General features: G+C 67.3%; 23 protein-coding genes. 4 read left to right on the forward strand and 19 right to left on the reverse strand.

Annotation, left to right across the window (positions count from 1 at the left end; translation table 11 throughout):
• The first annotated feature begins 63 nt into the window (after positions 1-63).
• A complete protein-coding gene (locus WC815_05685; GenBank protein ID MFA5908245.1) occupies positions 64-936 on the forward strand; it encodes a glycerophosphodiester phosphodiesterase family protein in 873 nt (290 codons plus the stop codon).
• Here the strand turns inward: WC815_05685 and WC815_05690 are convergent, their stop codons facing one another.
• The 18 genes from WC815_05690 to WC815_05775 all read right to left on the reverse strand — a co-directional run bounded on the left by WC815_05690 (position 937) and on the right by WC815_05775 (position 22,873).
• Positions 937-1,296, reverse strand: a complete 360-nt coding sequence (locus WC815_05690) for a cupredoxin domain-containing protein (GenBank protein MFA5908246.1) — start codon at positions 1,294-1,296, stop codon at positions 937-939.
• A gap of 80 nt (positions 1,297-1,376) precedes the next feature.
• Complete coding sequence (locus WC815_05695) at positions 1,377-3,737, reverse strand: DUF5916 domain-containing protein (GenBank protein ID MFA5908247.1); 2,361 nt, start codon at positions 3,735-3,737, stop codon at positions 1,377-1,379.
• A gap of 256 nt (positions 3,738-3,993) precedes the next feature.
• The gene (pnp, locus tag WC815_05700; GenBank protein ID MFA5908248.1) at positions 3,994-6,192 is read right to left on the reverse strand and encodes a polyribonucleotide nucleotidyltransferase; all 2,199 of its coding nucleotides are present in this window, start codon (positions 6,190-6,192) and stop codon (positions 3,994-3,996) included.
• A 36-nt stretch (positions 6,193-6,228) separates the two neighbouring features.
• Positions 6,229-6,498 (reverse strand): 30S ribosomal protein S15, encoded by a 270-nt coding sequence (gene rpsO / locus WC815_05705; protein ID MFA5908249.1) that lies wholly within the window; start codon positions 6,496-6,498, stop codon positions 6,229-6,231.
• 191 nt (positions 6,499-6,689) lie between these two features.
• Positions 6,690-7,628, reverse strand: a complete 939-nt coding sequence (truB, locus tag WC815_05710; protein ID MFA5908250.1) for a tRNA pseudouridine(55) synthase TruB — start codon at positions 7,626-7,628, stop codon at positions 6,690-6,692.
• The gene (locus tag WC815_05715; protein MFA5908251.1) at positions 7,625-8,617 is read right to left on the reverse strand and encodes a bifunctional oligoribonuclease/PAP phosphatase NrnA; all 993 of its coding nucleotides are present in this window, start codon (positions 8,615-8,617) and stop codon (positions 7,625-7,627) included. The genes truB and WC815_05715 overlap by 4 nt, the downstream gene beginning before the upstream one ends.
• Positions 8,601-9,038: a 30S ribosome-binding factor RbfA gene (gene rbfA / locus WC815_05720; GenBank protein ID MFA5908252.1), complete on the reverse strand. Its 438-nt coding sequence runs from the start codon at positions 9,036-9,038 to the stop codon at positions 8,601-8,603. The genes WC815_05715 and rbfA overlap by 17 nt, the downstream gene beginning before the upstream one ends.
• A 75-nt stretch (positions 9,039-9,113) precedes the next feature.
• Positions 9,114-11,939, reverse strand: a complete 2,826-nt coding sequence (gene infB / locus WC815_05725; protein ID MFA5908253.1) for a translation initiation factor IF-2 — start codon at positions 11,937-11,939, stop codon at positions 9,114-9,116.
• 22 nt (positions 11,940-11,961) lie between these two features.
• Positions 11,962-13,176 carry a transcription termination factor NusA gene (nusA, locus tag WC815_05730; protein ID MFA5908254.1) on the reverse strand — a complete coding sequence of 405 codons (1,215 nt, stop codon included), beginning with the start codon at positions 13,174-13,176 and terminating at the stop codon, positions 11,962-11,964.
• Between the two features lie 57 nt (positions 13,177-13,233).
• Positions 13,234-13,710 carry a ribosome maturation factor RimP gene (gene rimP / locus WC815_05735; GenBank protein ID MFA5908255.1) on the reverse strand — a complete coding sequence of 159 codons (477 nt, stop codon included), beginning with the start codon at positions 13,708-13,710 and terminating at the stop codon, positions 13,234-13,236.
• Between the two features lie 138 nt (positions 13,711-13,848).
• The gene (gene rimO, locus WC815_05740; protein MFA5908256.1) at positions 13,849-15,213 is read right to left on the reverse strand and encodes a 30S ribosomal protein S12 methylthiotransferase RimO; all 1,365 of its coding nucleotides are present in this window, start codon (positions 15,211-15,213) and stop codon (positions 13,849-13,851) included.
• A gap of 70 nt (positions 15,214-15,283) precedes the next feature.
• Entirely contained in the window at positions 15,284-16,576 is a 1,293-nt protein-coding gene (gene asnS, locus WC815_05745; protein ID MFA5908257.1) for an asparagine--tRNA ligase, read from the reverse strand.
• A gap of 41 nt (positions 16,577-16,617) precedes the next feature.
• Positions 16,618-17,448, reverse strand: coding sequence for a sugar phosphate isomerase/epimerase family protein (locus WC815_05750; GenBank protein MFA5908258.1), 831 nt, complete (start codon positions 17,446-17,448; stop codon positions 16,618-16,620).
• A gap of 91 nt (positions 17,449-17,539) precedes the next feature.
• Complete coding sequence (locus WC815_05755; GenBank protein ID MFA5908259.1) at positions 17,540-18,526, reverse strand: phosphotransferase; 987 nt, start codon at positions 18,524-18,526, stop codon at positions 17,540-17,542.
• A gap of 32 nt (positions 18,527-18,558) precedes the next feature.
• The gene (locus tag WC815_05760) at positions 18,559-19,473 is read right to left on the reverse strand and encodes a sugar phosphate nucleotidyltransferase (GenBank protein ID MFA5908260.1); all 915 of its coding nucleotides are present in this window, start codon (positions 19,471-19,473) and stop codon (positions 18,559-18,561) included.
• Positions 19,470-20,063, reverse strand: coding sequence for a class IV adenylate cyclase (locus tag WC815_05765; protein ID MFA5908261.1), 594 nt, complete (start codon positions 20,061-20,063; stop codon positions 19,470-19,472). The genes WC815_05760 and WC815_05765 overlap by 4 nt, the downstream gene beginning before the upstream one ends.
• 13 nt (positions 20,064-20,076) lie before the next feature.
• The gene (locus WC815_05770) at positions 20,077-21,627 is read right to left on the reverse strand and encodes a Do family serine endopeptidase (protein MFA5908262.1); all 1,551 of its coding nucleotides are present in this window, start codon (positions 21,625-21,627) and stop codon (positions 20,077-20,079) included.
• Between the two features lie 64 nt (positions 21,628-21,691).
• A complete protein-coding gene (locus WC815_05775) occupies positions 21,692-22,873 on the reverse strand; it encodes a M24 family metallopeptidase (GenBank protein MFA5908263.1) in 1,182 nt (393 codons plus the stop codon).
• A 117-nt stretch (positions 22,874-22,990) separates the two neighbouring features.
• On the opposite strand from WC815_05775, the gene WC815_05780 reads away from it, so the two are divergent.
• The 3 genes from WC815_05780 to WC815_05790 are packed head-to-tail and all read left to right on the forward strand — an operon-like array spanning position 22,991 to position 25,853.
• Positions 22,991-25,081, forward strand: coding sequence for a VWA domain-containing protein (locus tag WC815_05780; protein ID MFA5908264.1), 2,091 nt, complete (start codon positions 22,991-22,993; stop codon positions 25,079-25,081).
• Entirely contained in the window at positions 25,078-25,491 is a 414-nt protein-coding gene (locus tag WC815_05785) for a protease complex subunit PrcB family protein (protein MFA5908265.1), read from the forward strand. Before WC815_05780 ends, WC815_05785 begins: the two co-directional genes overlap by 4 nt.
• A complete protein-coding gene (locus WC815_05790; protein MFA5908266.1) occupies positions 25,488-25,853 on the forward strand; it encodes a hypothetical protein in 366 nt (121 codons plus the stop codon). The genes WC815_05785 and WC815_05790 overlap by 4 nt, the downstream gene beginning before the upstream one ends.
• Positions 25,854-25,921: 68 nt before the next feature.
• Here WC815_05790 and WC815_05795 read toward each other — a convergent pair whose 3' ends face one another.
• On the reverse strand, positions 25,922-26,374 hold the full coding sequence (locus WC815_05795; GenBank protein ID MFA5908267.1) for a hypothetical protein: 453 nt from the start codon (positions 26,372-26,374) through the stop codon (positions 25,922-25,924).
• Positions 26,375-26,425 lie beyond the last annotated feature (51 nt).

Genomic DNA, 26,425 nt, shown 5'->3' on the forward strand with positions numbered 1-26,425 from the left:
GCCCTTACACTTGTAGCGTCCGGCTTCAGCCGGACCATGGCCCTGGGAGCCCTGATCCTGCTCATGACCGGAACCGGAGAGGCGCAATACACGAAGAAGACCGTCGTCGCGCACCGCGGCGCGTCGGCCTACGCGCCCGAGCACACGCTGGCGGCCTATCGCCTCGCCATCGAGCAGGGCGCCGACTACGTCGAGCAGGACTTGGCGGTAACCAAGGACGGCGTCTTGATCTGCCTCCACGACGCCAGCCTCGAGCGCACCACTAACGTCGAGGAGCTGTTCCCGGGCCGGGTGAGCACGCAGACCATCGAGGGGAAGACCCGCAAGGCCTGGCTCGCCAACGACTTCACGCTGGCCGAGATCAAGACGCTCGATGCCGGTTCGTGGTTCGACAAGAAGTTCGCCGGCGAGAAGGTGCTGACGTTCGACGAGGCCATTGCCGCCATTCGCGGCAAGGCCGGGATCTTCCCGGAGTTGAAGACCCCCGAAATCTACGCCGGGCGCGACGTCAAGTTCGAGGAGATGGTGGCGGCCGCGCTCGATAAGAACGGGCTGCGCGGGCCCAAGGCGGATCCGAAGACGCCGGTCATCCTGCAGACGTTCGGTCAGCCCAGCGCGCGCAAGCTGGCACAGATGAAGATCGGCGTGCCGGTGGTGCTGCTGCTCGGCAACGCCGAGGGGTTTGAATCCGCGGCGGCCGTGACGGCGTGGAAGGGCGTGGTGCAGGGCTTTGGCCCGGCGAAGCAGATCGTGCTGAAGAACCCCGACTTCGTGAAGTGGGCGCACGCCGAAGGCATGACGGTCACGCCGTATACGTTCCGGTCGTCGGATCCCGGTGGCTTCAAGGACGTGACCGCGGAGATGAGCCACCATCTCTACACGCTCGGTGTCGATGCGTTGTTCACCGACAACCCCGACAAGTTCCCGCGGAAGTGACTACTTCGGCTTGACGACGAGCGTGCCCTTCATGTCCTGGCACGCCTCGTCGGTGGTCAGGTTGCAGTAGAAGGGGAACGTGCCGGCCTGGTCGGCGCGGAACTCGAAGGTGGTGGTCTGCCCGCCGGCGGCGCGCTTGACGATGCGGTAGGCGTCGATGGCGAAGCTGCTGGGCCGGTCTTCGCTCTTGAGCGTGATCTTCACCAGGTCGTCTTGCGACACTTCCAGCCGGTTGGGCGTGAAGGTGTGGTCCTTGGCGATGATGGTGAACTCGCGCCGGTTGGGCGCCTGTTCCTGCGCGCCCGCCAGCATTGGCCAGGCGAGGGCGACGGCGAGGGCACCTGCGAGCATGACGCGCATGGGGTAATTGTACGACGTCGGCGTGTGCTTCGCGTCCCTCGCGGTTGAGGAAGGCTACTCGCGACGCTGGTATTGAGGCCCTAAAAGCGGAACAGCCGGTTGACCTTGACCACGAAGGCCTTGTTCCGCAGGCCGGGGTACCCCGCCGTCGTGGTGTCCCGTTCGTCTGTATAGACGACGAAGATTTCGCTGCCCGGGCGATATTCCCACCGGAAGCGGAAGTTGCTGCTGAAGCTATGGTCGCTCGAGTTGTACTGCAGCAGGGCGCCCAGGAAGCGCAGGGGCGAGAAGGCGTAGTCGACGCGGACCCGTGCCAGCGTCGTGGTGAAATCCCCGGCCGTGAGGGTGGCGTGGTTCACCGTCAGGGATGGCTCGGCAGAGAGCTGCTTCATGATGGCCAGGCGCGCGCCGCTCAGCGTGAGCGAGGTCAGCCGGCCATCGTAGAACTGCCCGGTCTGTACGGCCACGGTCCCCGAGGCGCGCCGCTGCTGGCCGAACGCGTAGCTGGTCTTGATGCTGTTGAAGGGGTATGCGCCCGGCCGAATGACGACACCGGGTGACACCGTGAAGGGACGCAGCAGCAATTCGTAGTCGACGTTGACGTCGAACACGAACTGGTCGCTGTTTTGGAACTCGGTCAGGAAGTGCGCGGTCCGGCTGCTCGACTCGACGTCGTGCGAGCGGTTGACCAGGTACTCCGCCGCGCCCTCGAAGACGTAGCGGCGCACGCGCCGGCCCCGGCGCATGCGGGGGCTGAAGCGGGCCGAGCCGAACGTCCGGCCGAAGCCCCGGCGCTGCACGAAGCCGATTTCTGGGTAGTAGTTCGCGCCGACGTCCAGATGGTCGAGGCGGGCGCCGTAGCGATCGGCGGAGTACTCGACACGGCCCTGATAGCTGTCCTCGTCGCCCTGCCGGTTGGGTGACTCGCTGCGCGCGTAGTAGGCGTTGGCGGTGACGTTCTGGAAGAAGGAGAAGGCCCCGTCGACGCCGTAGGACTGGTTCGCGCCCGCCGCGGACGGGGAGTGCGACCGGTTGGTGAAGATCGCCCCGATGTTGCTCCGGCGCAGAATGTCCTGCCGCACGCGCAGCACCGTGAAGTTGGTGCGCGGTGTGCACTGGCTGAACGGCGCGGCGCACGCGTCCGGGTCGATCCCATTGGGCGACTCGTAGCCGGTCTCCATGTTCATCGCGCCAAAGGCCGTCTTGCCCATCGTCCCCGTCACGCGCCCCCCGGCGATGATGGGGACTTGGCGGCCGTTGTTGAGGCCGATGCGGCGCGTGAAGAAGAGCTGGGGCGCGTTGGTGTTGATGCTGGTTTGGCCGGTGAAGCCCGCCTGGCCCGACGCGCGGGCGAACTCAAAGGTGCCGCGTCCTTCGAGGAAGAAGTCGCGCTTTTCTGGAAAAACCACCGGGAAGCGCGTGAGGTTCACCTGCTGCTCGTCCACTTCAACCTGCGCGAAGTCGGTGTTGACGGTGAGGTCGGCGGTCATGTTGGCGTTGATGCCGTACTTGGCGTCGAGCCCACCGGTGGCATTGAGGTCGTTCAGGAGCGGCGGCGTGCGGACCGCGTCGGTGGTGAGCTTCGAGATCCCGTACGGCTTGAGCTCAACGTTCTTGGCGGCGGGCGGGAGGTCGAGTCCGACCAGCGTGGCCGCCGCCGATGCCCGAAAGATGCTGGTGACGCCGCCCGTCGATGCCGGCACGAAGGTCAGGTGCGTCCACTCGTTCTTGCGGCGAATCGCCCGGCGAATCTGGATGCCCCACTCCTGGTTTGCGCCCGACACGTAGCGGATGGACTTGAAGGGAATGGCCATCTCCACCGTCCACCCGCCCTCGAAGCGTCCCGTGCGCACGAACCACACGGGATTCCAGTCGGCGTTGGGGTTGCCCTCATTGGTCACCACCTGGTCGGCGCGGGCGCCGAGCGGATTGGTGTAGAAGTTGAAGCCGTTGCGCCGGTCGTGGAAGGTGTCGATCATCGCGCCGAACATGTCGTTCTGCCGCAGTTGGCTGGTGTCGCGCCTGAGCTCGTTGGCCGTCCACTCTTCGGGGGGCGCCGAGTCCCAGCACCGGCACGACAGGTAGAAGTTGTTCTCGTCGTACGAAATCCACGCCTCGGTCCGCTCAGTGGCGGGCTCGCCCTCGTTGGGCACCGTCTGGATGAAATCACTGACCGATTTCACCTGCGTGTACATCGGCTCATCCAGCACGCCATCCATGTTGAGCGGTCTGGCCAGCTTCGTGGCCCGCACCACGACGCGGCCGTTGTCGCCGCGCACGATCACCTCCGGTGCCACGGGCGCCGGTGGCTCCGGGGCGCCGGGCAGGTTGAACTGCCGGCGGGCCTGGCGCTGTCGGGCGGGGGCACCGGTTGCGGCCGGGGCCCCCTGGCGGCCACCTGCGACGGCCGCGCCGGGAAGACCGAAAACCGCGGCCAGCACGGCGACGGCGAAAAGGGCAGGGCCGGGACGTAACCGACCAGAGAACTCACGGGTACCAACAACGAAGATCACGGGACTTTCCCTGTTTGAGGTGATGAGTGCGTGGACCGATCGTCCGGGCCGGAAATTGTACCTGTCGGGTGTGTTCCCGACGAGAAGCGCCCTCCCGACCCGCCTTCGCGCTTGCGCGCTTCGGCGAGGCAAGCAGGAAGTGCGATCCCGACGGGAGGTGTCCTCCCGTCGGGATCCGTAAGACCTAGCGCGGGCCGCGATCGCGGCGGGGACCACGGTCGCCGCGCGGGGGACGGTCGCCCTCGGGCGCTGACGGAGCGCCCTCGGCGGCACCCGAGTCGGCCGGCGGTGCGCCGCCCTCTTCGGGGGTGATCAGCGCCTTGCGCGACAGGCGGATCTTGCCGGTCGGGTCGATGTTGATCACCTTCACCAGCACCTGCTGGCCTTCCTTCAGCTCGTCACGCACGTCCTTGACGCGGTAGTGCGCGATTTCCGAGACGTGGAGCAGGCCGTCGGTGCCGGGCATGATTTCGATGAACGCACCGAAGTCGGTGATGCGCTGCACCTTGCCGAGGTAGGTCTTGTCGAGCTCGGCGGTCTGGGTCAGTTCCTGGATCATGCCGATGGCCTTGAGGGCCGCGGCCTCGTCGGCCGAGGCGACGTTGACCTGGCCGCTGTCTTCGACGTCGATCTTGACGCCGGTCTTCTCGATGATGCTGCGGATCATCTTGCCGCCGGGCCCGATGACGTCGCGGATCTTGTCGACCGGGATCTTGATGGTGATGATGCGCGGCGCGTAGGCCGACATGTTGGTGCGCGTGGCCGACAGCGCCTCGTTCATGATGCCGAGGATGTGCATGCGGCCGGCCTTCGCCTGGGTCAGCGCAATGCGCATGATCTCGGCGGAGATGCCGGTGACCTTGATGTCCATCTGCAGCGCGGTGATGCCCGCGGCCGTGCCGGTGACCTTGAAGTCCATGTCGCCGTAGTGGTCCTCGGCACCGGCGATGTCGCTCAGCACCGCGTATTTGCCGGTCGCCTCGTCGATGATCAGGCCCATGGCCACGCCCGCGACGGCGGCCTTGATCGGCACGCCGGCGTCCATCATCGCCATCGAGCCGCCGCACACCGACGCCATCGACGAGCTGCCGTTGGATTCGAGAATGTCGGAGACCACGCGCACGGTGTAGGCGAAGTCGGCTTCGGCCGGCATCATCGGCGCCAGCGCGCGCTCGGCGAGCGCGCCATGGCCGATTTCACGGCGGCCGGGGCCGCGCATCGGCTTGACTTCACCGACCGAGAAGGGCGGGAAGTTGTAGTGCAGCATGAAGCGCTTCCAGGTCTCGCCATCGACCATCTCGATCTTCTGCTGGTCGTCGGCGGTGCCCAGGGTCACGGTGACCAGGGCCTGCGTCTCACCGCGCGTGAACACGCACGAGCCGTGCACGCGCGGCAGCACCGTGTTCTCGATGGTGATCTGGCGAATCTCGTCGAACTTGCGGCCATCCAGGCGGATGCCCTTGTTCAGGATCGAGTCGCGCAGCGTCTTTTCCTGCAGGTCCTGGAAGATGCCCTTGACCGCCGACTTGCGATCGGCGAATTCCTCGGGCAGGTTGGCGGCGAACTCCTTTTCGATCCTCGCGACCGTGCCGTAGTTCTCGATCTTGCCCTTGATGCGCATCGCCTCGCCGAGCGCGGCGTAGGCCTTGCTCTCGACGTAGGCGGCGAGCTGCTCGTCGACCTTCACCGCGGGCTTCGCCAGCTTCTTGCGGCCGGCTTCCTTGGAGAGGGCGTCGATCATGTCGCAGATCTGGTTGATGGCGGCCTGCGCCGTCTCGAGCGCCTGCACGGCCTCTTCTTCCGAGACCTCCATGGCGCCGGCTTCGACCATCACGATGCCGTCCTTGGTGCCGGCGACGACGAGGTCGAGCTTGCTCAGCTTGCGCTGCGGGAAGGTCGGGTTGACGATGAACTGGCCGTCCACCAGGCCGACGCGCACGCCGGCAATGGTCTTCTCGACCGGCATCTCCGACAGCGCGAGCGCGGCCGAGGCGCCGGTGAGGGCGAGCACGTCCGAGTCGTTGTCGGTGTCGGCCGACACCACGAACGCGATGACCTGCGTCTCGTAGGCCCAGCCGGCGGGGAACAGCGGCCGGATCGGCCGATCGATGACGCGGCTGGTCAGGGTTTCCTTTTCGGTGGCCTTGCCTTCGCGCTTGAAGAAGCCGCCGGGGATGCGGCCCGAGGCGTAGGTGTATTCACGATAGTCAACCGTGAGGGGCAGAAAATCGATGCCCTCGCGGGGGCTGGACGAGTGGCATGCCGTTACCAGCACCATGGTGTCGCCCATGCGGACGACCACGGCGCCATCGGCCTGCTTCGCCAGCCGGCCTGTCTCGATAGACAGGGTCTGCGAGCCGAGAGATAGTTCACGCTTGTGCATAACTCAACCTGCGAAAATGAAGGGGACGGGTCCCGGTTACTTGCGGATGCCGAGGCGCTTGATGACCTCTGCGTAGCGCTGCGTGTCCTTGCTCTTCAGGTAGTCGAGCAGGCGACGGCGCTGGCCAACGAGCTTCAGCAATCCGCGGCGGGAATGGTGGTCCTTCCCGTGGGTCTTGAAGTGTTCGGTCAGGTAGGTGATGCGATCGCTGAGGATCGCGACCTGAACTTCGGGTGAGCCGGTGTCGGTGTCGTGCGTCTTGTATTCGCCAATGATGGCGGTCTTCTTGTCTTTCGTCAGTCCCACGGAAACCTCCACGCACGGCCGAGTAGCCGATCCGCCTTCGCTCCGCACTTTCGAGTGAGCTTCGGCACGACAGGTCGCACTACCAAGCCGCCGTATGTGGCGATAACAGCATCGCCTGTAACCTGTCTATGTTAGCCGAAAAGCCCTCTGGTAGGGCACCCCTTTAGGGGTGCCGGGGCCGCCCCACGGGCCTAGGCCAGAACCACTGCCGCGTGCAGGAATCCCGCCGTCTTGCCCGGCTTGGCCAGGCCCACCAGGGCCCCGTCAGGCCCGATCAGCCTGACCAGGTCGGGCAGGGGGTTCAGCACCGCCTGGAGGTCGCCTGGGGCGATTTCCAGGCCGTTTCTGACCCGTTCCACGTGCTCCGCGCCCCTCAGGGTCACGGCCGGCAGGTCCGGGAGCAGGGCGTTGAACGGCAGCAGGCGTGCGGCCAGGGCCTCCCGGCCCGCCTGCAACACGTCGGCCAGCGGCACGGCACCCTCCAGCCCAAATTCCCCGGACCGCGTGCGGCGCAGGCCCACCAGCACCGCCCCCATGCCGAGCGCCGCCCCGAGGTCGTGGGCGAGGGAGCGCACGTAGAAGCCGGCAGTCACCCGCATCCGCAGCACCGCTGCTTCGCCGTCGAACGAGATCAGGTCGAGTTGCCGGACGGTCACCGTCACGGCCTTGGGCAGCACCTGCACATCCCCGGCCTTTACCTTCCGGGCCAGGTCGTACGAGCGCTCGCCGTCGATGTTCTTCGCCGAGAAGGCGGGCGGGGTCTGTTCGAACGTGCCGCGAAACCGCGCCAGCGCCGCCTCGGTCTGCTCGCGGGTGGGGCGATCGGCTGAGGTGGTCGTCACGGCACCCATCGCGTCGTAGGTGTTCGTGGCGCGCCCGAAGGCCACGGTGGCCTCGTAGTCCTTGTCGCTGGCGGTCAGGAATTGCGCGAGGCGCGTGGCGCGGCCGATGACCAGCGGCAGCACGCCGGTGGCCATCGGGTCCAGCGTGCCGGTGTGGCCGATGCGCGAGACGCCCAGCGCCCGGCGCGCGAGCGACACGACATCGTGCGAGGTCGGCCCCTGCGGTTTGTCGACGACCAGCACGCCGTCTGGAAAGGCCGGGGTCTGACCCCGCGCGGCCGTGCTCACAAGGGGTCTGACCCCTTCGTCGCTTGCACGAGCAACTCGCCGAAACGCTTCTGCACCGCCGCCAGGTCGCCGGTCGTCGAACAGCCCGCGGCGTTGGTATGGCCGCCGCCACCGAAGTTCCGGGCCACGGCGCCGATGTCAACCGCGCCCTTCGAACGCATGCTCACGCGCCAGTCGTGATCGCCGGCCTCCTTGAAGAAGGCCACCGCTTCGATCTCCTTCACCGTCAGCGGGAAGTTGATCAGGCCCTCGAGGTCGTCGCTGCTGCCGCCGAGGTCGTCCATCAGCTTCTGCGTGATGGCGAGCAGCGCGACCTTGCCGTCGCCGTGGATCACCATGTCGTTGAGCACGGCACCGAAAATCCGCACCCGCGCCAGGCTGTTGCTGTCGTAGTGCGTGCGCGCGATCCACTGGGGGTTGGCGCCGGCCTCGACCGAGCGCCGCGCCACCTCGTAGGTGCGGGGCGAGAGGTGCGAGAAGTGGAACGAGCCGGTGTCGGTCAGCACCGCCAGGTAGATGTGCGTGGCGATGTCGGGCGTCAGCGGCACGCCAAGGGCATCGATCAGGGTGCACACCATCTCGCCGCACGCCGCCGCGGACTGATCGATCCACTGCAGGCTGCCGTAGCCGGTGTTGCCCGGATGGTGGTCGATGTTGAACACCGGCGAGCGGTCGAGACCCTTCACGCCGGTGCGCGAGAGGTCGCTGCATTCCATGATCAGCGCCGCATCGAAGGTCTCGGTGATCTCGGTGGTGATGCGAATGCCGTCAACAGCGGGGAAGGGCTGGAGGAACAGCGGCGGCACCGCGTCGGTGACGACGATGGCGTCTTTGCCCATGGCGCGGAGCGCCAGCGCCATCGCCACGGCGGAGCCGATGGCGTCGCCGTCGGGCCGCTGATGCGAGGCGATCACGAAGCGGCGGCCGGCGTGGATGGCCGCGACCAGCGCCGCCGGGGCCGCCTTCGCCGGGCTACTTGGGTTCGTCATGCTTCGGCGCGGCGTCGGCGGGCGTCGCCGCCGGCGTTTCGACGAAGTCCGCGCTCGCCACCGTGCGCGCGGCTTCTTCCGCGTGGATCTCCTGGATGATCTCCTCGATGCGGGCCTGGGCGGCGACCGACTCGTCAAAGATGAACTTGACCTCGGGGACGCGGCGCAGCCCGAGGCGCTCGGCCAGCAGGTGCCGGACGAAGCCGGTGGCGCGCTCGAGCGCCTTGGTGGTCTTCTTGCGCTCGGCGGCGTCGCCGATGATGGTCCAGTAGATGCGGGCGAGCGAGAGGTCGCCGGTGACCTTGATGCGGGTCACGGTGACGAGGCCGACGCCCGGATCGCGGACCTCGGTGGCCAGCATCTGGCTCACTTCTTCGCGGACTTGTTCCTGGATGCGCTCGACGCGATGGGTGAGAGCCATGGGTATTGCCGGACCTTGGTGAGAAACCGAGCCGGGGGCACCCTTGTGAGGCACCCCCGGTGATGAAACCCTGTCTTACGCGGGCTGCGCGACGCGCTCCATGTGGAACACCTCGATGACGTCGCCGACCTTGAGGTCGTTGTAGCCCTGGAGGCCGATGCCGCACTCGAAGCCGGTCTTGACTTCGCCGACGTCGTCCTTGAAGCGCTTGAGCGAGCCGATCTTGCCGGTCCACAGTTCGACGTTGTCGCGCAGCAGCCGCGCCTGCGCGTCGCCCGAGCGCTTGATCACGCCTTCGTTGACCATGCAGCCGGCGATGGTGCCGATCTTCGGGACCTTGAACGTCTCGCGCACGGTGGCCGCGCCGATGCGGGCCTCCTTGAACGTCGGATCGAGCAGGCCGGCCATGGCCTTCTTGATCTCGTCGGTGACGTGGTAAATGACCGTGTGGTGGCGGATGTCCACCTTCTCGCGCTCGGCGACATCGGCGGCGTTGCGATCGGGCCGCACGTTGAAGCCGATGATGATGGCGCTCGACGCCGACGCCAGCAGCACGTCCGACTCGTTGATGGCGCCCACCCCCGAGTGGATGATCTTGATCTTGGTCTTCTCGTCGGTCAGCTTCGACAGCGTGTCGGCGAGCACTTCGGCCGAGCCCTGCACGTCGGCCTTGATGATCAGCGCCAGTTCCTTGGCGCCGCCCTCGGCCAGCTGGGCCTGGAGCGACTCGAGGGTCATGCGCGAGCCCTTGGACCCGAGCGACTTTTCCTTGGCCTGGCCCTGCCGGAACGTGGCGATCTGCCGCGCCTTGGCCGGGTCGGCCACCGCCTGGAACGAATCCCCGGGCGAGGGCAGCGACTCGAGGCCGAGCAGTTCGACCGGCGTGGACGGGCCGGCGACCTTGATGTTGCGGCCGCGGTCATCGATCAGCGCGCGGACCCTGCCGACCACGGGGCCGGCGATCACGTTGTCGCCGACGCGCAGCGTGCCGTCCTGCACGAGCACGGTGGCGACCGGGCCGCGGCCGCGATCGAGCTTGGTTTCGAGCACCGTGCCGATGGCGCTGCGCTTGGGGTTGGCCTTGAGGTCGTCGATTTCGGTGACCAGCAGGATCATTTCCAGCAGGCCTTCGAGGTTCTGTTTCTTCTTCGCCGAGACTTCGACGAACACGGTGCTGCCGCCCCAGTCCTCGGGCATCAGTCCGAGCTCGGTGAGCTGGCGCTTGACCGTCTCCGGGTTCGCGCCCGGCTTGTCGATCTTGTTCACGGCGACGATGATCTTGACGTTCGCGGCCTTGGCGTGGTCGATTGCTTCCCTGGTCTGCGGCATGACGCCGTCGTCGGCCGCCACCACCAGCACCACGACGTCGGTCACCTTGGCGCCGCGGGCGCGCATCATGGTGAAGGCCGAGTGGCCGGGGGTGTCGAGGAACACGATCTGCTTGCCGGTCTTCTCGCCGGCGCTCACCAGGTAGGCGCCGATGTGCTGGGTGATGCCGCCGGCCTCGCGCTCGGCGACCCGCGTGGTGCGGATGGCGTCGAGCAGCGTCGTCTTGCCGTGATCGACGTGACCCATGATGGTGACCACGGGCCAGCGCGTGACCAGGTCCTCGGGGTTCGCGGTCTTGTCGCTCTCCTCGATGATTTCCTGCTCGAAGCTGCGGGTGTGGATCTCGGCGCCGAAGCTGGCGGCCAGCATCTTGGCGGTGTCGAGGTCGATGGCCGAGTTGATGGTCATCATCAGGCGGCGATCGAGCAGGGCCTTGAGGGCGTCCTTGACGCGGATTTCGAGACGATCGGCGAGGTCCTTCACGGTCATCCCTTCCGAGAAGGTGATGGTGCGCGTGATGGGCGGCGGCGGCACCGCTGGCGCCGGCGCCTGCGGGCGCGCCGATTCACGGCGCTGCGACGAGCTGCGGCCGGTCGGGCGCTGCTGATACTGGGGACGGAAGCCCCCGGGACGCATGCCCGGCATGCCGGGACGCGGCGGCAGGCCGGTGGTGGGGCGCACCGGCTGCGACGGCAGCGGGCGCGGACCACCCAGCATGGCCGCCGTGTTGCTGGTCGGACGCGGCGGGCCGTACGGCGGACGCTGGCCGGCGGGCCGCGCCAGGTTGCCCGTGGCCGCCTGCGGCGGCTTGGTTGACGGCGGCACCACGCGCGCCGGCTGCGGCACGAGCTGGCGCTTGGGCTGCAGGGGCGGCGCGCTCGGCGGCGCCTTGCCGGGTTCTTCGACGCGCAGCCGGATGCTGGGCGGCACGAAGCGTCCGGCGGCCTTCTCGCGCACCGGTGCGGGCGTTGCAGCCGACGCGGCGACGGCCGGTTCCGGCTCGCGCTCGGGCTCGTGAGCCGTGGCGGGCGGGTGCGCGTGAGCGTGAGCGGGCGCGGACGGGTGCCCGGCGACTTCCACCGGCTCCTCGACCACTGGCGCAGGCTCGGCGGCGGCGACCACCGGCTCCACATGCTCGACGTGCTCGACGTGGTCGACGTGCTCGACGACCTCGTGGTCCACCGGCGCCGGCATCTCGACCGGCTCTTCGCCGTGCTCGTCGGGCCTGGCTTCGACCGGCTTGGCCTTCTTGATCAGGCGGGGCGGTCCCAGCGTCGGGGCGGCCGGCTTGGCCGGCTCCGGCGCAGCGGTGCCCTTCTTGGCCGCGGTGGCCTTCGACTTGGCGGCGCTCTTCACCGCCTGCGAGGCCTGTTCCGAGAAGACGTCCCCCTTCGGCAGCGTGATGCCGCGCTGCTTGGCGAGGCGATCCACGAATTGCCGGGCGACGATCTCTTCGAGCGTGCTCGACGCGCTCTTGAGCTCGATGCCGTGGGCCTTCTTGAGTAGAGCCAACACCTCCTGGGAGGTGGTGTTCAGCAACTCGGCGACCTTGTAAATCCTGACAGTGGACAAAACGCGTTTCCTCTGGTCTCGACTACTTTGTTTCTTCGGCGGCCGGCTCGTCGGCGACCACGTCCGCGCTCGCCGGCTCGCCCTCAACCGCGACGGCCTCGCCCTCGACCGCTGCGGTCTCCCCCTCGATGGGGGCGTCGGCTTCGGCGCTCGCGGCTTCGATCGCGCCGAACTCCGCCTCGACTTCCTTGCGCTTCTCTTCTTCGCTCTTGATGTCGATGCGCCAGCCGGTCAGCTTCGCCGCGAGCCGCACGTTCTGGCCCTTCTTGCCGATGGCGAGCGACAGCTGGCTGTCTTCGACGACCACTTCCATGACCTTGTCCAGGTCGCTGACGATGGTCACGCGCTGCACCTTGGCCGGGCTGAGCGCGTTCATCACGAACTGGACCGGGTCGTCGGAGAAGTCGACGATGTCGATCTTCTCGCCGCGCAGCTCGCGGATGATGGCCTGCACGCGGGTGCCCTTCATGCCGACGCAGGCGCCCACCGGATCGACGTCGCGCTCGCGCGAGTAGACCGCGACCTTGGCGCGATCGCCGGCTTCGCGGACCGCGCCGCGAATCATCACGGTGCCGTCGTAGATTTCGGGCACTTCCTGCTCGAACAACTTGATCAGCAGGGCGGGATCGGTGCGCGACAGCACGATCTGCGGACCCTTGGCGTTCTTGCTGACGCCGCGGATCACGGCGCGGACGCGGTCGCCCTGCGCGTAGCTTTCGGCGCGCGACTGTTCCTTGCGCGGCAGCACCGCCTCGACGCGGCCCACCTCGACGATGATGTCGCCCTGCTCGAAGCGCTTGACCAGGCCGTTCATGACCTCGCCGACGCGCTGGTTGTACTCGGCGTAGACGTTCTCGCGCTCGGCCTCGCGGACCTTCTGGAAGATCACCTGCTTGGCGGTCTGCGCCGCGATGCGGCCCAGCACGTCGGTGCGCTTCGGGAACTCGATCTGGTAGCCGACCTCGACCTCGGCATCCTCGCCGTAGATCTCCTTGGCTTCCGCCATCGAGATTTCCTTCGCCGGGTTGGTCACTTCGTCGACGATCGTCTTCACCGCGAAGAGCTCAATCTGCCCGTTCTCGGAGTTGAACTTGGCCTTGAGGTCCTCGTCGCCCTTGTAGAACTTGCGCGACGCGGTCAGCACCGCCTCTTCCATCGCCTGGATCACGACATCGGGTTCGATGCCCTTTTCCTTGGCGAGCGCTTCAATCGTCTGCATCAACGGGTTGGTAGTCATGATTCGGTGATCAACCTTGCATGCCGGGCCGCGACATCGCCGCAGCCCGCAGGTACTCTAAAACTCCAGGTCGAGGTGGGCGCGCTTGATGAGGCTCAACGGCAGCTTCACCAGCTTCTTGCCCTCCGACTCGAACAGTACGTCGTCTCCCTCGACGCCTTTCAGCCGTCCCGAGAACGCCGTTTGGCGCCCGACCGGCTGCGAGGTCACGACCTTGGCCCAGCGCCCGGCGAACCGCCGGTAATCGTCGGCGTGCCGCAAGGGCCGGTCCAAACCCGGTGACGACACCTCGAAGGTGTACTCACCGGGCATCACATCCTCGACGTCGAGCAGCGTGCCCAATTCCTCGGCGACGCGCGCGCAGTCTTCGATGCTCACACTTTCTTCCGGCTTCGACGCAGGCCCCGGCCGATCGACGATGACCCGCAGCACATGCTGGCCACCTTCTCGTTTCAACTCGACATCAAAAATGTCGAGGCCGTAGGACCCGGCGATGCGGGCCGCCATTTCGCGGACGCGTTCGAGCGGGCTCAAAAAAAGCCCCCTATAAACACAAAGAGTGGGCTAAAAGGCCCACTCTGGTTACCCAGACTAAGAACCGACCTCATAGTGTAACACGACGGCGCGGGGCAGGGCCCCGCGTGGGGCTCGCGGCCTCGCCGCTCGTGGGGGTCAGAGGGGGCGGGCGATGAGGTCGTAATCCTGGGCGCCGACGATTTCGACGTCCACGAAGGTGCCCATGGGGAAGCTGGAGGGGTCGCATTCGGTCAGGTAGACCACCGGGTCGATGTCGGGGGCCTGGCCCGGCAGGCGGCCCTGGAGGACCAGCTCATGCTCTGGAGAGGGGCCGTCCACGACCAACCGGGTCTTTTCGCCGAGCCGGCTCTGCTGGCGGGCCGCGACGATGTCCCGCTGGCGGGCCATCAGCCGGTCTTGCCGCTTCCGCTTGGTGGCCGCCGGCACGTCGTCCTTCAGGTCGTGCGCCGAGGTGCCCTCCTCGTGCGAATACGTGAAGACGCCGACATGGTCGAAGCCGATTTCCGAGATGAAGGCTTCGAGCTCGGCGAAGTCGTCCGCGGTCTCGCCGGGGAAGCCGACGATGAAGGTGGTGCGGAGGGCGACGTTCGGGATGCGGGCGCGGATGTTCTCGAGCAGCCGCACGTACGACTTGCGGGTGCCGGGACGCTTCATCCGCTTGAGCACCGCGTCAGACGCGTGCTGCAGCGGCAGGTCGATGTACTTCACCACCTTGTCGAGATCGGCAATGGCGTCGATCACTTCGTCGTTGATGGTGGTGGGGTAGAGGTACAGGAGGCGGATCCACTCGATGCCGTCCACCTCGTTGAGCGCCGTGAGCAGCTTCGGCAGCGCGCCGCGCTCGCCACGATCGATGCCGTAGAACGTGCTGTCCTGCGAGATCAGCAGCAGTTCCTTGACGCCCTGCGCCGCGAGCTGGTGCGCTTCCTGCACGATCGAGTCGATCGGCCGGCTGCGATAGTGGCCGCGCATCTTCGGGATGATGCAGAAGGCGCACTTGTAGTCGCAGCCTTCGGCGATCTTCACGTAGGCGTAATGGCCAGGAGTGACGCGCTTGCGCGGGGTGTTGGCGTCGTAAATGTAGGTGGGCAGGTCCACGCCGAAGACGGGCTTCTTGTGGAACGTCATCGGCACTGCGGCGCCCGGTTCGCGCACCTGGCCCGCCATGAACCCGGCAAGCCCTTCGACTTCACCCGTGCCGTAGATCGCGTCGATCTCGGGAATTGCCTTCTTGAGCTCGTCGCGGTAGCGCTCGGCCATGCAGCCGGTGACCACCAGCTTGCGGCCGGGCACCTGCTTCTTGAGTTCGGCCATCTCGAGGATGGTGTCGATGGATTCCTGCTTGGCGCGATCGATGAAGGCGCAGGTGTTCACCACGAGCACGTCGGCCTGCGACGCATCCGCGGTGATCTCGTGCCCGTCCTTCTCGGCCATGCCGAGCATGACCTCGGAGTCGACGAGATTCTTGGGACACCCTAAGGAGACGAACCCTATCTTCATTGCGAACTAGCCAGTTTAACAGGAGTTAAAGAGATTAGGAGAAACGGCTCCTAACCTCCTGATCTTCTGTTTATGGGTAGATCCGGTAGAGCATGCGCGGATACGGAATGGTCTCGCGCACGTGTTCCAGCCCGCAGATCCAGCTGACGCAGCGCTCGATGCCCATGCCGAAGCCGCCGTGCGGCACCGAGCCGTAGCGGCGCAGGTCGAGGTACCACTCGAACGCTTCCTGCGGCAGGTCGTGCTCCTTGATGCGCTGCAGCAGCAGATCGAGATCGTCGAGGCGCTGGCCGCCGCCGATGATCTCGCCGTAGCCCTCGGGCGCGAGCACGTCCACGCACAGCGCCTTGTCCATCTCGTTCGGATCCGGCTTCATGTAGAACGCCTTGATCGCGGCGGGGTAGTGCGTCACGCACACCGGGCGATCGAACTGCTCCGACAGCACGGTCTCGTCGGTGCCGCCGAAGTCGCCGCCCACCTGGAAGGGCAGGCCCTTGTCGAGCAGGATCTTCGCGGCCTCGTCGTAGTGGAGGCGCGGGAACGGCGCCTTCACCGCTTCGAGCTTGCTGGTGTTGCGCTCGAGCGTCTTCAGTTCCTTCGCCCGGCGATCCAGCACGCGCGCCACCACCGAGGTGATCAGCCCCTCGGCCAGCGTGATCACGTCGTTCAGGTCGGCGTAGGCCATCTCGGGCTCGACCATCCAGAACTCGGTCAGGTGCCGCCGCGTCTTGCTCTTCTCAGCGCGGAAGGTCGGGCCGAAGGCGTAGACCTTGCCGAGCGCCATGGCGTTGGCTTCGTTGTAGAGCTGCCCGCTCTGCGTCAGGTAGGCCTTCTCGTGCTCGAAGTACTCCACCGGGAACAGCGTGGTGGTGCCTTCGCATGCCGCCGGCGTGAAGATCGGCGTGTCGGCCAGGATGAAGCCCTGGCCGTTGAAGAAGTCGCGGACGGCGTTGATGATCTCGTGGCGGACCCGCAGGATCGCCGTCTGCCGCTCGGCGCGAATCCAGAGATGGCGCCGGTCCATGAGGAAGTCGACGCCGTGTTCCTTCGGCGTGATCGGGTAGTCGTGCGCCTCGTTCACGACCTCGAGGCCGCTGGCGATCAACTCGTAGCCGCCCGCCGCGCGTTCATCGGCGCGGACCGTGCCGGTAACGATGATGGCGCTTTCCTGGCTGAGGTGATCCGCCACGGCAAAGGTGGCCTCGTCCACGTCCTTCTTGCCCATCACCACCTGCAGAAAGCCCGTGCCGTCGCGGATCACGATGAAGTGGATCTTGCCGCTCGACCGCCGGTTGTGCAGCCAGCCCTTGATGGTCACCGACTCGCCGACGTGGTCGCCGATCTTGTTGATGTATGTCTGCATGTGTATGTGCTCTGCGTCGGGGTCCGACCCCTCGGCAATCTCTACTCGGGGTCGGACCCCGGTCCCAACATCTCGTCGCCGATATTCAGGAGCGACTCAAACCGTTCACGCGCCTTCACCGCGCGCTCGAGCACCGGGCGGCGTTCGGCGGCCACCGCCAGCTCGAACATCCACGCGCCGTCGTAGCCGACCTTCTGGAAGGCCAGCAGCGTCGCGTCCCAATCCACCACACCCTGGCCGGGAACCAGGTGATCGTCACCGCGGCCCCGATTGTCGTGCAGGTGGGTCGTGAGCAGGTGGCCCGAACACGCTTCGATCGCGTCCACCACGTCACCCATCAGCCGGGCGTGGCCCACGTCCATGCAAATGCCGAGGTCGTCGGCGTCGAGGTCGCTCTCGAGCAGTTCGACCAGCGACGTCGGGGTGGACAACCCGTTCGGGATCACTTCGACCGCCAGCCTGACGCCGACACCGGCGGCGACCGGCGACAGCTCTTCGAGGCTGCGGATGAGCGACGGCAGGTGGTTGTCGGCCGGCAGCCCGTGCGGCGCCGGGACGCCGCAGTGGAGCACCAGCACCTGGTAGGGCAGCACCGCCGCGACGTTCAGCACCGCCGTGGTTTCCGCCACCGCGCGCTTCCGCCTGGGCTCGTCCGACGCGGCCAGCGTGTAGCCGTCCTGCCACGTGCCCTTGACGTAGGTGGCCGCGATCGGCGCGTGGAACGAATGCAGCGTGAGCCGGGTGTCGTCCAGCCATTCGGCCAGCGCGATGGCGGCGCGGCGATCGAAGTAGTCGAAGTGATCGCGCACGGCGAACACTTCGACGGCATCGAATCCGTGTGCCGCAATCTCGACCAGGTGGTCCCGGTCCAATCGGTCGCTCAGATACAGGTGAGTGGAAATGCCAAACACGGTCAGCTGCCTCAGGCCCCAAGCCTCAAGTCACAAGCCCCAAGTCGTTAGTCTATAGCCACTCGTCGAGCAGTTCCCGCAGCCGCGCGAAGCGCGGGTACCTGGCCAGGTTGGCCTTCACATGGCTGAGCGTGCGCGGGATGTACTGGATGTACACCGTGTTGTTGCGCGTCGTCGTCATGTAGCCGAAGGTGCCGAGCGCCTTGAGGTTGCGCTGCAGGGCCATCAGGTCGAACCGGCGCCGGAACCCGGCCTCGTCCTGGGCGCGGCCCTCGCCCTTCAGCGCCAGGAAGAAGGCGATCAGCTCGTCCACCTGCGCGCCCGTGAGATCCACGTACGAGTCGCGGAGCAGCGACACCAGGTCGTAGGTGTCGGGGCCCATGCGCGCGTCCTGGAAGTCGATGATGTAGAGCGACCCGTCGTGCAGCATCAGGTTGCGGCTGTGGTAGTCGCGATGGCACAACACGCGGGGCTCGCCGGCCAGTTCCGCGACGATCGCCGACCACTCGGCGCGCACCGCCTCGCGCTGCGGGCCGGTGAGCGCCGCGCCCTTGTAGGCGACCAGGTAGTGCTTGACGAAGAACTCCAGCTCCCAGGTCAGTTTGTCCACGTCGAAGGCAATGTTGTAGGGCGGATAGGCATTGGACCGCAACGCCTCGCCGCGCTGCTGCAGGCGGGCGATGAACGACACCGCCTGGCGGTAGAGGGCGGCGTGCTCCGCCGGCGTGGCGGCGCCGAGGTGCGCCTGCAGCGTGACGTCGCCCAGGTCCTCGAGGCCCAGCACGCCCAGTTCATCCGAATGATGCAGGATGGCCGGCACCGGCAGCGGGATCTGCTGCAGCAGGCGCGCCACCGCCACGAACGGCATGGTCGCAAAGTCGATGGGCCCCTGGTGCAGGGCCAGGACGATCGGCTTCTCGCCCTTTATCAGCACGCGGAAGTAGCGGCGATCCGAGGCATCGCCGGTCAGGGGCATGACCGTCGTCACGCGGGCGGTCAGGTTCTGGAGGCTGAGGTATTGCTCGAGGCGTGGGTCCAAGGTTCGAAGGGTGCTGAAAGGTTCAGAAAGGGTCAGAAGGGTTCGGCGACCACCCTATTGTCGCGCATAACGAGCGAGCATTCGACATGTTGCGCATCCACCGGCACCGTGACGTGGTCGGCCACGACGCAGCGGGTGAGGGAGGCGCGGGCGCCGATCGTGACGTGGTTCCAGAGAATGGTGTCGGTGAGCGTCACGCCGGGCGCGATCGTGCAGCCCGGGCCGCGGTCGGCCGGCCGGCCTTCGCGCGCGGCGATCGCGAGCGCCGTCGCCAGGTAGTCGCGCGGCGTGCCGATGTCGAAGAACTCGGCGGTGGTCCGCATGACACGCACGTTGCCCTGCCGCTGCGCGATCAGGCCGGGATACATGCCGTGCACGGTCTCGGACTTGTGGTTGGGGCTGACACCCGCGAACGCCGCCGCATTGGCCGCCTGTATCCCGATGAAGTGGTACGCGCCCGGCTCGCGGCCGAACCCGCGGACGATTCCCGCCTCGTCGGCGATGATGCCGTTGTACTTCGGATCGCCGTCCACCACCGCCATGGTCACGAGCGCGTTGGTGTTGACGTGCTGCGCCGCCAGCGCCGGCAGGTCAACGCCGGCCAGCGTGTCGCCATTGACGATCAGGAAGCGATCCGCGTCGAGCAGCGGCAAGGCCCGCGCCGGGCCGCCCGCGGACCCCAGCACGTCCGGTTCCCACGAGTAGCGCACGCCGAGTCCGACGCCGGAGCCGTCGCCGACTTCGCGTGCAATCGTCTCGGCACGATGATGCAGGTTGAGGACCACGCGGGTGACGCCCGCGGCGCGGAGCGCCCGCAGGATCCGCACGACCAGCGCCTCGCCGGCCACCGGCAGCGCCGCCTTGGCGCGGACCGACGAGAGCGGTTGCAGGCGGGTGCCCAGGCCGGCGGTGAGCACCAGCGCCGGCCAGCGTGACAGGCTGCTCATTCGTCGGCGTGGCCCACCTTCGCGACGGGCGCTACGGTGGCCAAGCCGGCGAACACCATGTCGGACCCGGCCAGGCCGTTCGCGTCGCGATGCTGGAGAAACAGGAAGCGATACGAATCGCTGATGTAGTCGGACGGCAGGCGGCCGAGCGCGCGTGCCGTCGCGTGAATGGCGGCCTCGCCGCCTTCGAGTTCCACGAACACGCCCATCGGCGTCTCGTCCACCGCCATCACCACGTCGTCCGCCTCGAACTCCTCGCGGTACTTCTCGTAGCGGAACCAGATGTGGAGGCCGAGGCTTTCGAGAATGGTGAGCAGCGCGGCGCCGTCGGCGACGATGGTTTCGTGTTCCTCGCGGAGCTTGACGATCCCCGGCAGCGGCGGTCCCTTGAACGTCAGGATGCTTTTGCCGCCCTCGGATCGCACGCGCAGCGTCGATCGCTGGCGGCGCAGCGCCTCGTCTTCGGTGTCGAGCAGCGCGTCTTCCTGGAGGCGGCGGCCGTGGAGCGGCGTGGCGCCAAGCGCGAGAATCTTCGCCCGTGCCTCGTCGGCACTGTCGAAACGAAGCTTGATCTCGCGCTCGAGCGCCACCGCAAACGCCCCGTTATTCCTTGCGGACGGTGAAGAACTGTTCCTGGCCGCCGCGAATCACCAGCAGGAACGCGGTGCCGCCCGATGACACCTGGGCCAGCGCCTTGCTGGCTTCCTGCGGCGTGCGGACCGCCTTGCGGTTCACCTGGGTGATGATGTCGCCGCGCGTCAGGCCCTGGCGGAACGCCGGGCTGCCCTGTTCCACGTCCGACACCAGCACGCCCTGCGTGTCGGCCGGCGCGCGCAAGCGGCGGGCGACGTCGGCGGTCAGCAGCGTCAGCGTGATGCCGAAACCCTGCGACGCCTGCTCGTCGGGCTCGGCCGAGGTCTCGCGGGTGGCCGCGGCGCGATTGCCTTCATCCTCGAGGTCCAGCTCGCCGACGGTCAGGTTCAGCGTCTTCTCTTCGCGATCGCGCATGACCTTCACCGGCACGGTCGCCCCGGGCCTGGTCGCCATGACGGTGGCGACCAGCTCGTCGCGGTTCTTGATCGACTTGCTGTTGAATTCCAGGATGACGTCACCGGGTTCGATGCCGGCTTTCGACGCCGGCTGGCCGCGGGTGACGGCGCCGACCAGCGCGCCCTTCCGCTCCTTGAGGCCGAACTCGGCGAGCGCGTCGGCGGGGACCGGGGTCACCTGCACGCCAATGACGCCGCGCGTCACCTTGCCGGTGCGCAGTTGCGGAATCAGCTCGCGCACGCTGTTGATCGGAATGGCGAAGCCGATGCCGATGTTGCCCTGCGCCCGCGAGTCCGTGTAGATGGCGGTGTTGATGCCGATCACTTCGCCGCGCGCGTTGAGCAGGGGGCCGCCCGAGTTGCCGGGGTTGATCGCGGCGTCGGTTTGCAGCACGTCGGCGAAGCGCTGCTCGGCGATCGGGAACGAGCGCGCGGTGGCGCTGATCACGCCCACGCTCACGGTGTGGGCGAGGCCGAACGGGTTGCCGATCGCCATCACCCAGTCGCCCGGCTCCATCTTGGAGGAGTCGCCGAACTTCACTTCCATCAGGTCCTTCTTCGGCTCGACCAGCTGGATGAGGGCGCTGTCGGTGAGCGGGTCGCGGCCGACCAGCTTGGCTTCGTGATAGACGTCGCCTTCTTCACCCAGGAAGTTCACTTCGATCTTGGTGGCGCCCTCGACCACGTGGTTGTTGGTGAGGATGTAGCCTTCCTTGTTGATCACGAAGCCGGTGCCGGCCGCCTGCGTCTGCTGCTCGCGCGGCTGTTTCGGGCGGGCGCGGTCCTGGCCGCCGAAGAAGCGCTCGAGCAGGTCGTCGCCGCCGCCGCCGCCGCCGCCGCCGAAGAACTCGGTCATCTCCTGCGCGCGCTGCGTCGAGGTGCTGCGGATGTTGACCACGGCCGGGCTCATCGCCTTGGCGATGTTGCGAAACGTGGCGGCGTCCACCGGGCCGCTCAAGGGGGCGCTGTTCATGGGCGGCGGCGCCATGGTCTGCGCCGACGAGGCCGGCGTCAGCTCGAGGCGGGAGGCAATGACCATCCCGACCGCGAGCGAGGCCACCATGATCAGGAACGAATAGAACAGCGTCGTTTTCCGGCTCGACATGAGACTTCCTCCAAAACCCGCGTATTTCGTAGGGCACCCCTTCACGGGGCGCCGATTGCACTGCCTACACTAACGTGACGAAGGACGCCTGGCGAGGCCCTGTGACCTCCGGGCCGTTGCCGGTCCAGACCATATTGATCTCGGTCCGAACGCCAAAATCCTTGAAATAGAGCCCTGGCTCGATGGTAAACCCGCTGCCGGGCAGCAGGCGCCGCTCGTCGTGGGTTTCGTAATCGTCCAGATGGGCGCCATTGCCGTGGACGTTTTCGCCCAGGCTGTGGCCGGTCCGGTGCAGGATGGCGTCGGCGAACCCCGCCTCGACCAGCACGCGCCGCGCGGCGCGGTCGGCCTCGAAGCCACGGATGTCGCGTCCCGCCTTCGCGGCGTCCTGGATCGCGGCGACGGCGGCATCACGCGCGCCGCAGATGGCGGTAAACGCCTGGGTCATGCGCGCCGGGACCTCGGCGCCGGCAAATCCCATCCACGTGATGTCGGCGTAGACGGCTCCCGGCTCGGTCAATCTGCCCCACAGGTCGAGCAGCACCAGCTCGTGCTTGCGGATCACCCGATGCTGGGCGGCGGACGCGAGGTAGTGCGGGTTGCCGGCGTTTTCCTGCGCCGACACGCACGGCGCCGAATCGGCGACCAGGCCTTCGTCGCCGAACCAGCCGACCATCTGCTGCTGGATGTCGTACTCGGTGGTGGGCACGCCGTCGCGTAGCCGCCGGGCCACCGATGCGAACGCGCGATCCTTGATGCGGTACAGCGCTTCTGAGGCCTTGCGATGGGTGACGATCGCGGCGTCGCTCCACCGCGCCTCGAACTGCTGGATGAGATCCCCGGACGACACCACCTCGAGGCCGAGGCCGCGCACCAGCTCGATGGTGCCGGCGTCAACGCGCGACACGTAGGGGATGGCGCAGCGCGGCGAGTACTCCATGGCCACGCGCTTCACGCCGTTCACCAGCGAGGCGAGGCCGGTCTCCAACTGCTCGCGGCCGGCGTAGACGGCCTTGGCACCGGGCAGGTGGTCCAGGTTGTAGCGCTCGATGGCGTGGACCAGGCCGCGCGGCTCGCCGGTGGCGGGAATCAGGTAGAACCATCGCCGCGTGGCCAGGTGGCCGGCGCCGGCGAGACCCGCCATGCGGTAGGCGACCGGGTTTGAACCCTGGAAGTCGTAGAGGAGCCAGGCATCCAGGCCGTGGGCCCGCAGGGCCTCCTGTACGGCGGCCACGTCAATGGGCATATTCCTCCGATTATAGCGGACGCCCAGAACCGCCCGGTACCGCCTGGCGTCCTATAATCAGCGGTGCCAGCCTCTGAGCCAACTGTTATGACGACACGAACGATTTTTTGCGCCCTATTGCTGACCATCCTTGCCGCCGGCGGACCAGTGCACGGCCAGGCGGCTCAGCCCGCGGCACCCCAGCCACCGGCTCCGCAGCAGCCGCCCATCACGTTTCGCGCCGAGGTCAACTACGTCGAGGTCGATGCCCGGGTGCTCGACGCGCAGGGCAAGTTCATCCCGGATCTCAAGGCCGGCGACTTCCAGGTGCTCGAAGACGGCAAGCCGCAGAAGGTGACGGCGTTTTCACTGGTCAACATCCCGGTCGAGCGTCCCGAACGGCCGCTGTTCGCGTCGAAGCCGATCGAGTCCGACGTCCGCACCAACCTGCAGGCCGCCGACGGGCGCATCTACCTGCTGGTCCTGGACGACCTGCACACCAACGCGCTGCGCTCGCAGCGCACGCGGAACGCGGCGCGCCAGTTCATCGAGCGCTACATCGGCAGCAACGACCTCGCCGCCGTGGTCTTCACCGGCGGGCGCACCGACGCCGCCCAGGACTTCACCAGCAGCCAGCGGCTGCTGCTGCAGTCGGTGGACAAATTCCTGGGCCGCAAGCTGCGGTCGTCCACCATGAACAAGGTGGATGACTACTTCCGGCGGGCTGGCACCTCCGACACCGGCAATCCGGTGGACCTCGACGACAAGGAGCGGGGCTACCAGGCGCGCAACGCGCTCGAGACCGTCCGCAACCTGGCCCAGTACCTGGGCGACATCCGCGGCCGCCGCAAGGCGCTGGTGATGTTCAGCGAGGGCATCGACTACGACATCACCAACGTGTTCGAGAACACCGAGGCGACCATGGTGATGGACGCGACGCGCGAGCTGATCGCCGCGGCGACCCGCGCCAACGTCGCCGTCTACGGCGTTGACCCGCGCGGCATCGCCTCGGCGGGCGACGACCTCATCGAAGTGCAGTCGTTCCCGGACGACACCACGGTCGGTCTCGGCAGCAGCGCGATGTTCAACGAAGTGCGGCTGGCGCAAGACAGCCTGCGGGTGCTGTCGGAAGAGACCGGCGGCTTCGCCGTGGTCAACCGCAACGATTTCGCCACCGCCTTCCAGCGCATCGTTGACGACAACAGCGCCTACTACGTGATGGGCTATTACTCGACCAACGATCGGCGCGACGGCCGCTTCCGCAAGATCGAAGTCAAGTTGAACAACAAGTCGGGCCTCGTGGTCCGCGCCCGCAAGGGCTACGTCGCGCCGCGCGGACGCGTGCCGGAAGTCAAGCCGGCCACGCCGAATGCGGCGTCGGCAGAACTGCGCGAGGCGATCGAAAGCCCGTTGCCGCTGCCCGGCCTGCCGCTCGGCATGACCGCGGCCGTGTTCAAGGGCCCCGCGCCCAAGGGCGCGGTCGTCATCTCCACGCTGGTCAACGGCAGCACGCTGCCGTTCGCGGAAGCGGGCGGCATGTTCAAGAACGATCTCGAAGTGATGGCGATGGCCACCGACGAGAAGGGCAAGACCACCTACAGCGACCGCAACACGGTGAACCTGAACATGAAGCCCGACACCGCGAACCGCGTCAAGGTGACCGGCTTCCGCGTGATCCAGTCGATTGACCTGGCGCCCGGCCGGTATCAGCTGCGGGTCGCGGTGCGCGAAGGCAACACCCGGAAGGCCGGGTCGGTGACCTTCGACCTCGAGGTGCCCGACTTTGCGAAGACGCCGCTGTCGATGAGCAGCCTCGCGCTGACCAGCGCCCTGAGCGGCGCGGCGCCGACCATCCGGCCCAAGGATCCGCTCGAGAAGCTCCTCCCGGGACCGCTGTCGAGTTACCGCGACTTCCCGCAGAGCGATGAACTCGCGTTCTTCGCCGAGGTCTACGACAACATCAAGCAGGCCCACAAGGTCGAGATCAACGCGATGATCAAGGCCGAAGGCGGCCAGACCGTGTTCCAGACGCGCGAGACGCGTGAGAGTTCCGAACTGGCCGGCGCCGCCGGCGGCTACGGCTTCCAGGCGCGCATCCCGATGAAAGGCCTGGCGCCGGGCCTCTACGTGCTTCGGGTCGAGGCCACGGCGCAGATCGGCGACCGCGAGACGACGTTCCAGGAAGTTGTGTTCCGGGTGCTGCCCACGCCCGCCGCGAGCCAGCCATGATGAACCTGTTACCCTTGTTGGTCGCCGCCATCCTGCAGACCGCGCCGGCACCGATGCAGACCATCGCCCGCGACATGATGAGTGGCATCGAAGAGCCGCGAGAGGCCGTGGCCCGCTCGGCCGAGGACTGGGCCGCGCTGTGGCGCCAGCACGCCGGCGACCAGCCCGCGCCGCGCGTGGACTTCGCCACGCGGACGGTCATCGCCGTGTTCCTCGGCACCCGGCCGTCGGCCGGCTACGCCGTGGAGATTGTCGGCACCCGCGCCGAGGGCGCGGGCCTGGTCGTGGAGTGGAGCGAGCGGAGTCCAGAGCGAGGCACGGTGGCGGCGCAGGTGTTGACGTCGCCGGCGCACATCGTGACCGTTCCGAAAGTGACCGGCCCGATCAGGTTCGAGAAGGCCGGTAAGTGACCGAGCCCACCAGCACGGGCGTTGACGCCCGACTGGCCTCGGTGCTCTGCTACGCCGGCTGGTGGGTGACGGGGCTGGTCTTCCTGTTTGCCGAACGCCAGCATCGCGGGGTTCGCTTCCACGCCGCCCAGTCGCTAATCGTCTTCGGCGTCTTCTCGGCCGTCATGCTGGCGTCGGGAGGCCTGAGCGCGGTGGCCTTCTTCGTCGCCGGCCCGTCGTTCCAATTGCTCCAGGCCGCCGGCAACGTGGTGTGGCTGGGCGCGGTGGCGTTGTGGCTGGTGCTGCTGCTGAAAACGTGGCGGGGAGAAACGTGGCGCGTGCCGCTGGCCGCCGACCTGGCCGACAAGCTCATAAACAGATGAGAAAAGGGCGGGGATCGTCCCCCGCGTAGGGGAACGACGCCCGCCCTCTGGTTGACCGCGACCGCCGGTTAGGTGGTCGGCGTGATCTTCGGCACGGCCTTCGGCTTCACGGTGCCGTTGGCGTGGGAGAAGTTGTAGCTGTTGCTCGACATGCGGGGATTCTTCGGGGTGGTGAGCGTCACCGTGATGATCTCACCGGGCATGAACGGCTTGGGATGGCGATAGGTATCGCCGCCCGAGAGCGTGCCGGCCTTGTCGATCCAGCTTTCTTCCAGCTTGAACCCGGCGATCGGAGCTGCCGAGGTGTTCTTGATCGTGATCACGGTGACCACGTTCGCGCCCGTCACCTTGGTATTGGGCTTGGTGTACTCCACGGTGGCCTCGCCCCGCACGGGCGAGATCAGCTTCCGAGGTGCGGCCGGGGCCGCGGGCGCCGGCGCAGGTGTCTGGCCTGCGAACGCCGCCGGGGCGAGTAGCAGTCCGATTGTCGCCGCCACTGCCAACCGCTGTTGCAATTTCATACGATGAACCCTCCGAGGCCGGATTATATCCCGCCTTTTGCCTTTTAAGAC

Source organism: Vicinamibacterales bacterium, from assembly GCA_041659285.1.
In the GTDB taxonomy this organism is placed as follows: Bacteria; Acidobacteriota; Vicinamibacteria; order Vicinamibacterales; family UBA2999; genus 12-FULL-67-14b.

Coding starts and splice junctions, on each gene's coding strand:
- rbfA (MFA5908252.1), bottom strand. CDS start 9,038: ATGGCTCTCACCCATCGCGTCGAGCGCATCCAGGAACAAGTCCGCGAA.
- nusA (MFA5908254.1), bottom strand. CDS start 13,176: ATGACTACCAACCCGTTGATGCAGACGATTGAAGCGCTCGCCAAGGAA.
- WC815_05775 (MFA5908263.1), bottom strand. CDS start 22,873: ATGCCCATTGACGTGGCCGCCGTACAGGAGGCCCTGCGGGCCCACGGC.
- asnS (MFA5908257.1), bottom strand. CDS start 16,576: ATGCAGACATACATCAACAAGATCGGCGACCACGTCGGCGAGTCGGTG.
- WC815_05770 (MFA5908262.1), bottom strand. CDS start 21,627: ATGTCGAGCCGGAAAACGACGCTGTTCTATTCGTTCCTGATCATGGTG.
- WC815_05685 (MFA5908245.1), top strand. CDS start 64: ATGACCGGAACCGGAGAGGCGCAATACACGAAGAAGACCGTCGTCGCG.
- WC815_05715 (MFA5908251.1), bottom strand. CDS start 8,617: ATGACGAACCCAAGTAGCCCGGCGAAGGCGGCCCCGGCGGCGCTGGTC.
- rimO (MFA5908256.1), bottom strand. CDS start 15,213: ATGAAGATAGGGTTCGTCTCCTTAGGGTGTCCCAAGAATCTCGTCGAC.
- WC815_05690 (MFA5908246.1), bottom strand. CDS start 1,296: ATGCGCGTCATGCTCGCAGGTGCCCTCGCCGTCGCCCTCGCCTGGCCA.
- WC815_05760 (MFA5908260.1), bottom strand. CDS start 19,473: ATGAGCAGCCTGTCACGCTGGCCGGCGCTGGTGCTCACCGCCGGCCTG.
- WC815_05785 (MFA5908265.1), top strand. CDS start 25,078: ATGATGAACCTGTTACCCTTGTTGGTCGCCGCCATCCTGCAGACCGCG.
- pnp (MFA5908248.1), bottom strand. CDS start 6,192: ATGCACAAGCGTGAACTATCTCTCGGCTCGCAGACCCTGTCTATCGAG.
- WC815_05795 (MFA5908267.1), bottom strand. CDS start 26,374: ATGAAATTGCAACAGCGGTTGGCAGTGGCGGCGACAATCGGACTGCTA.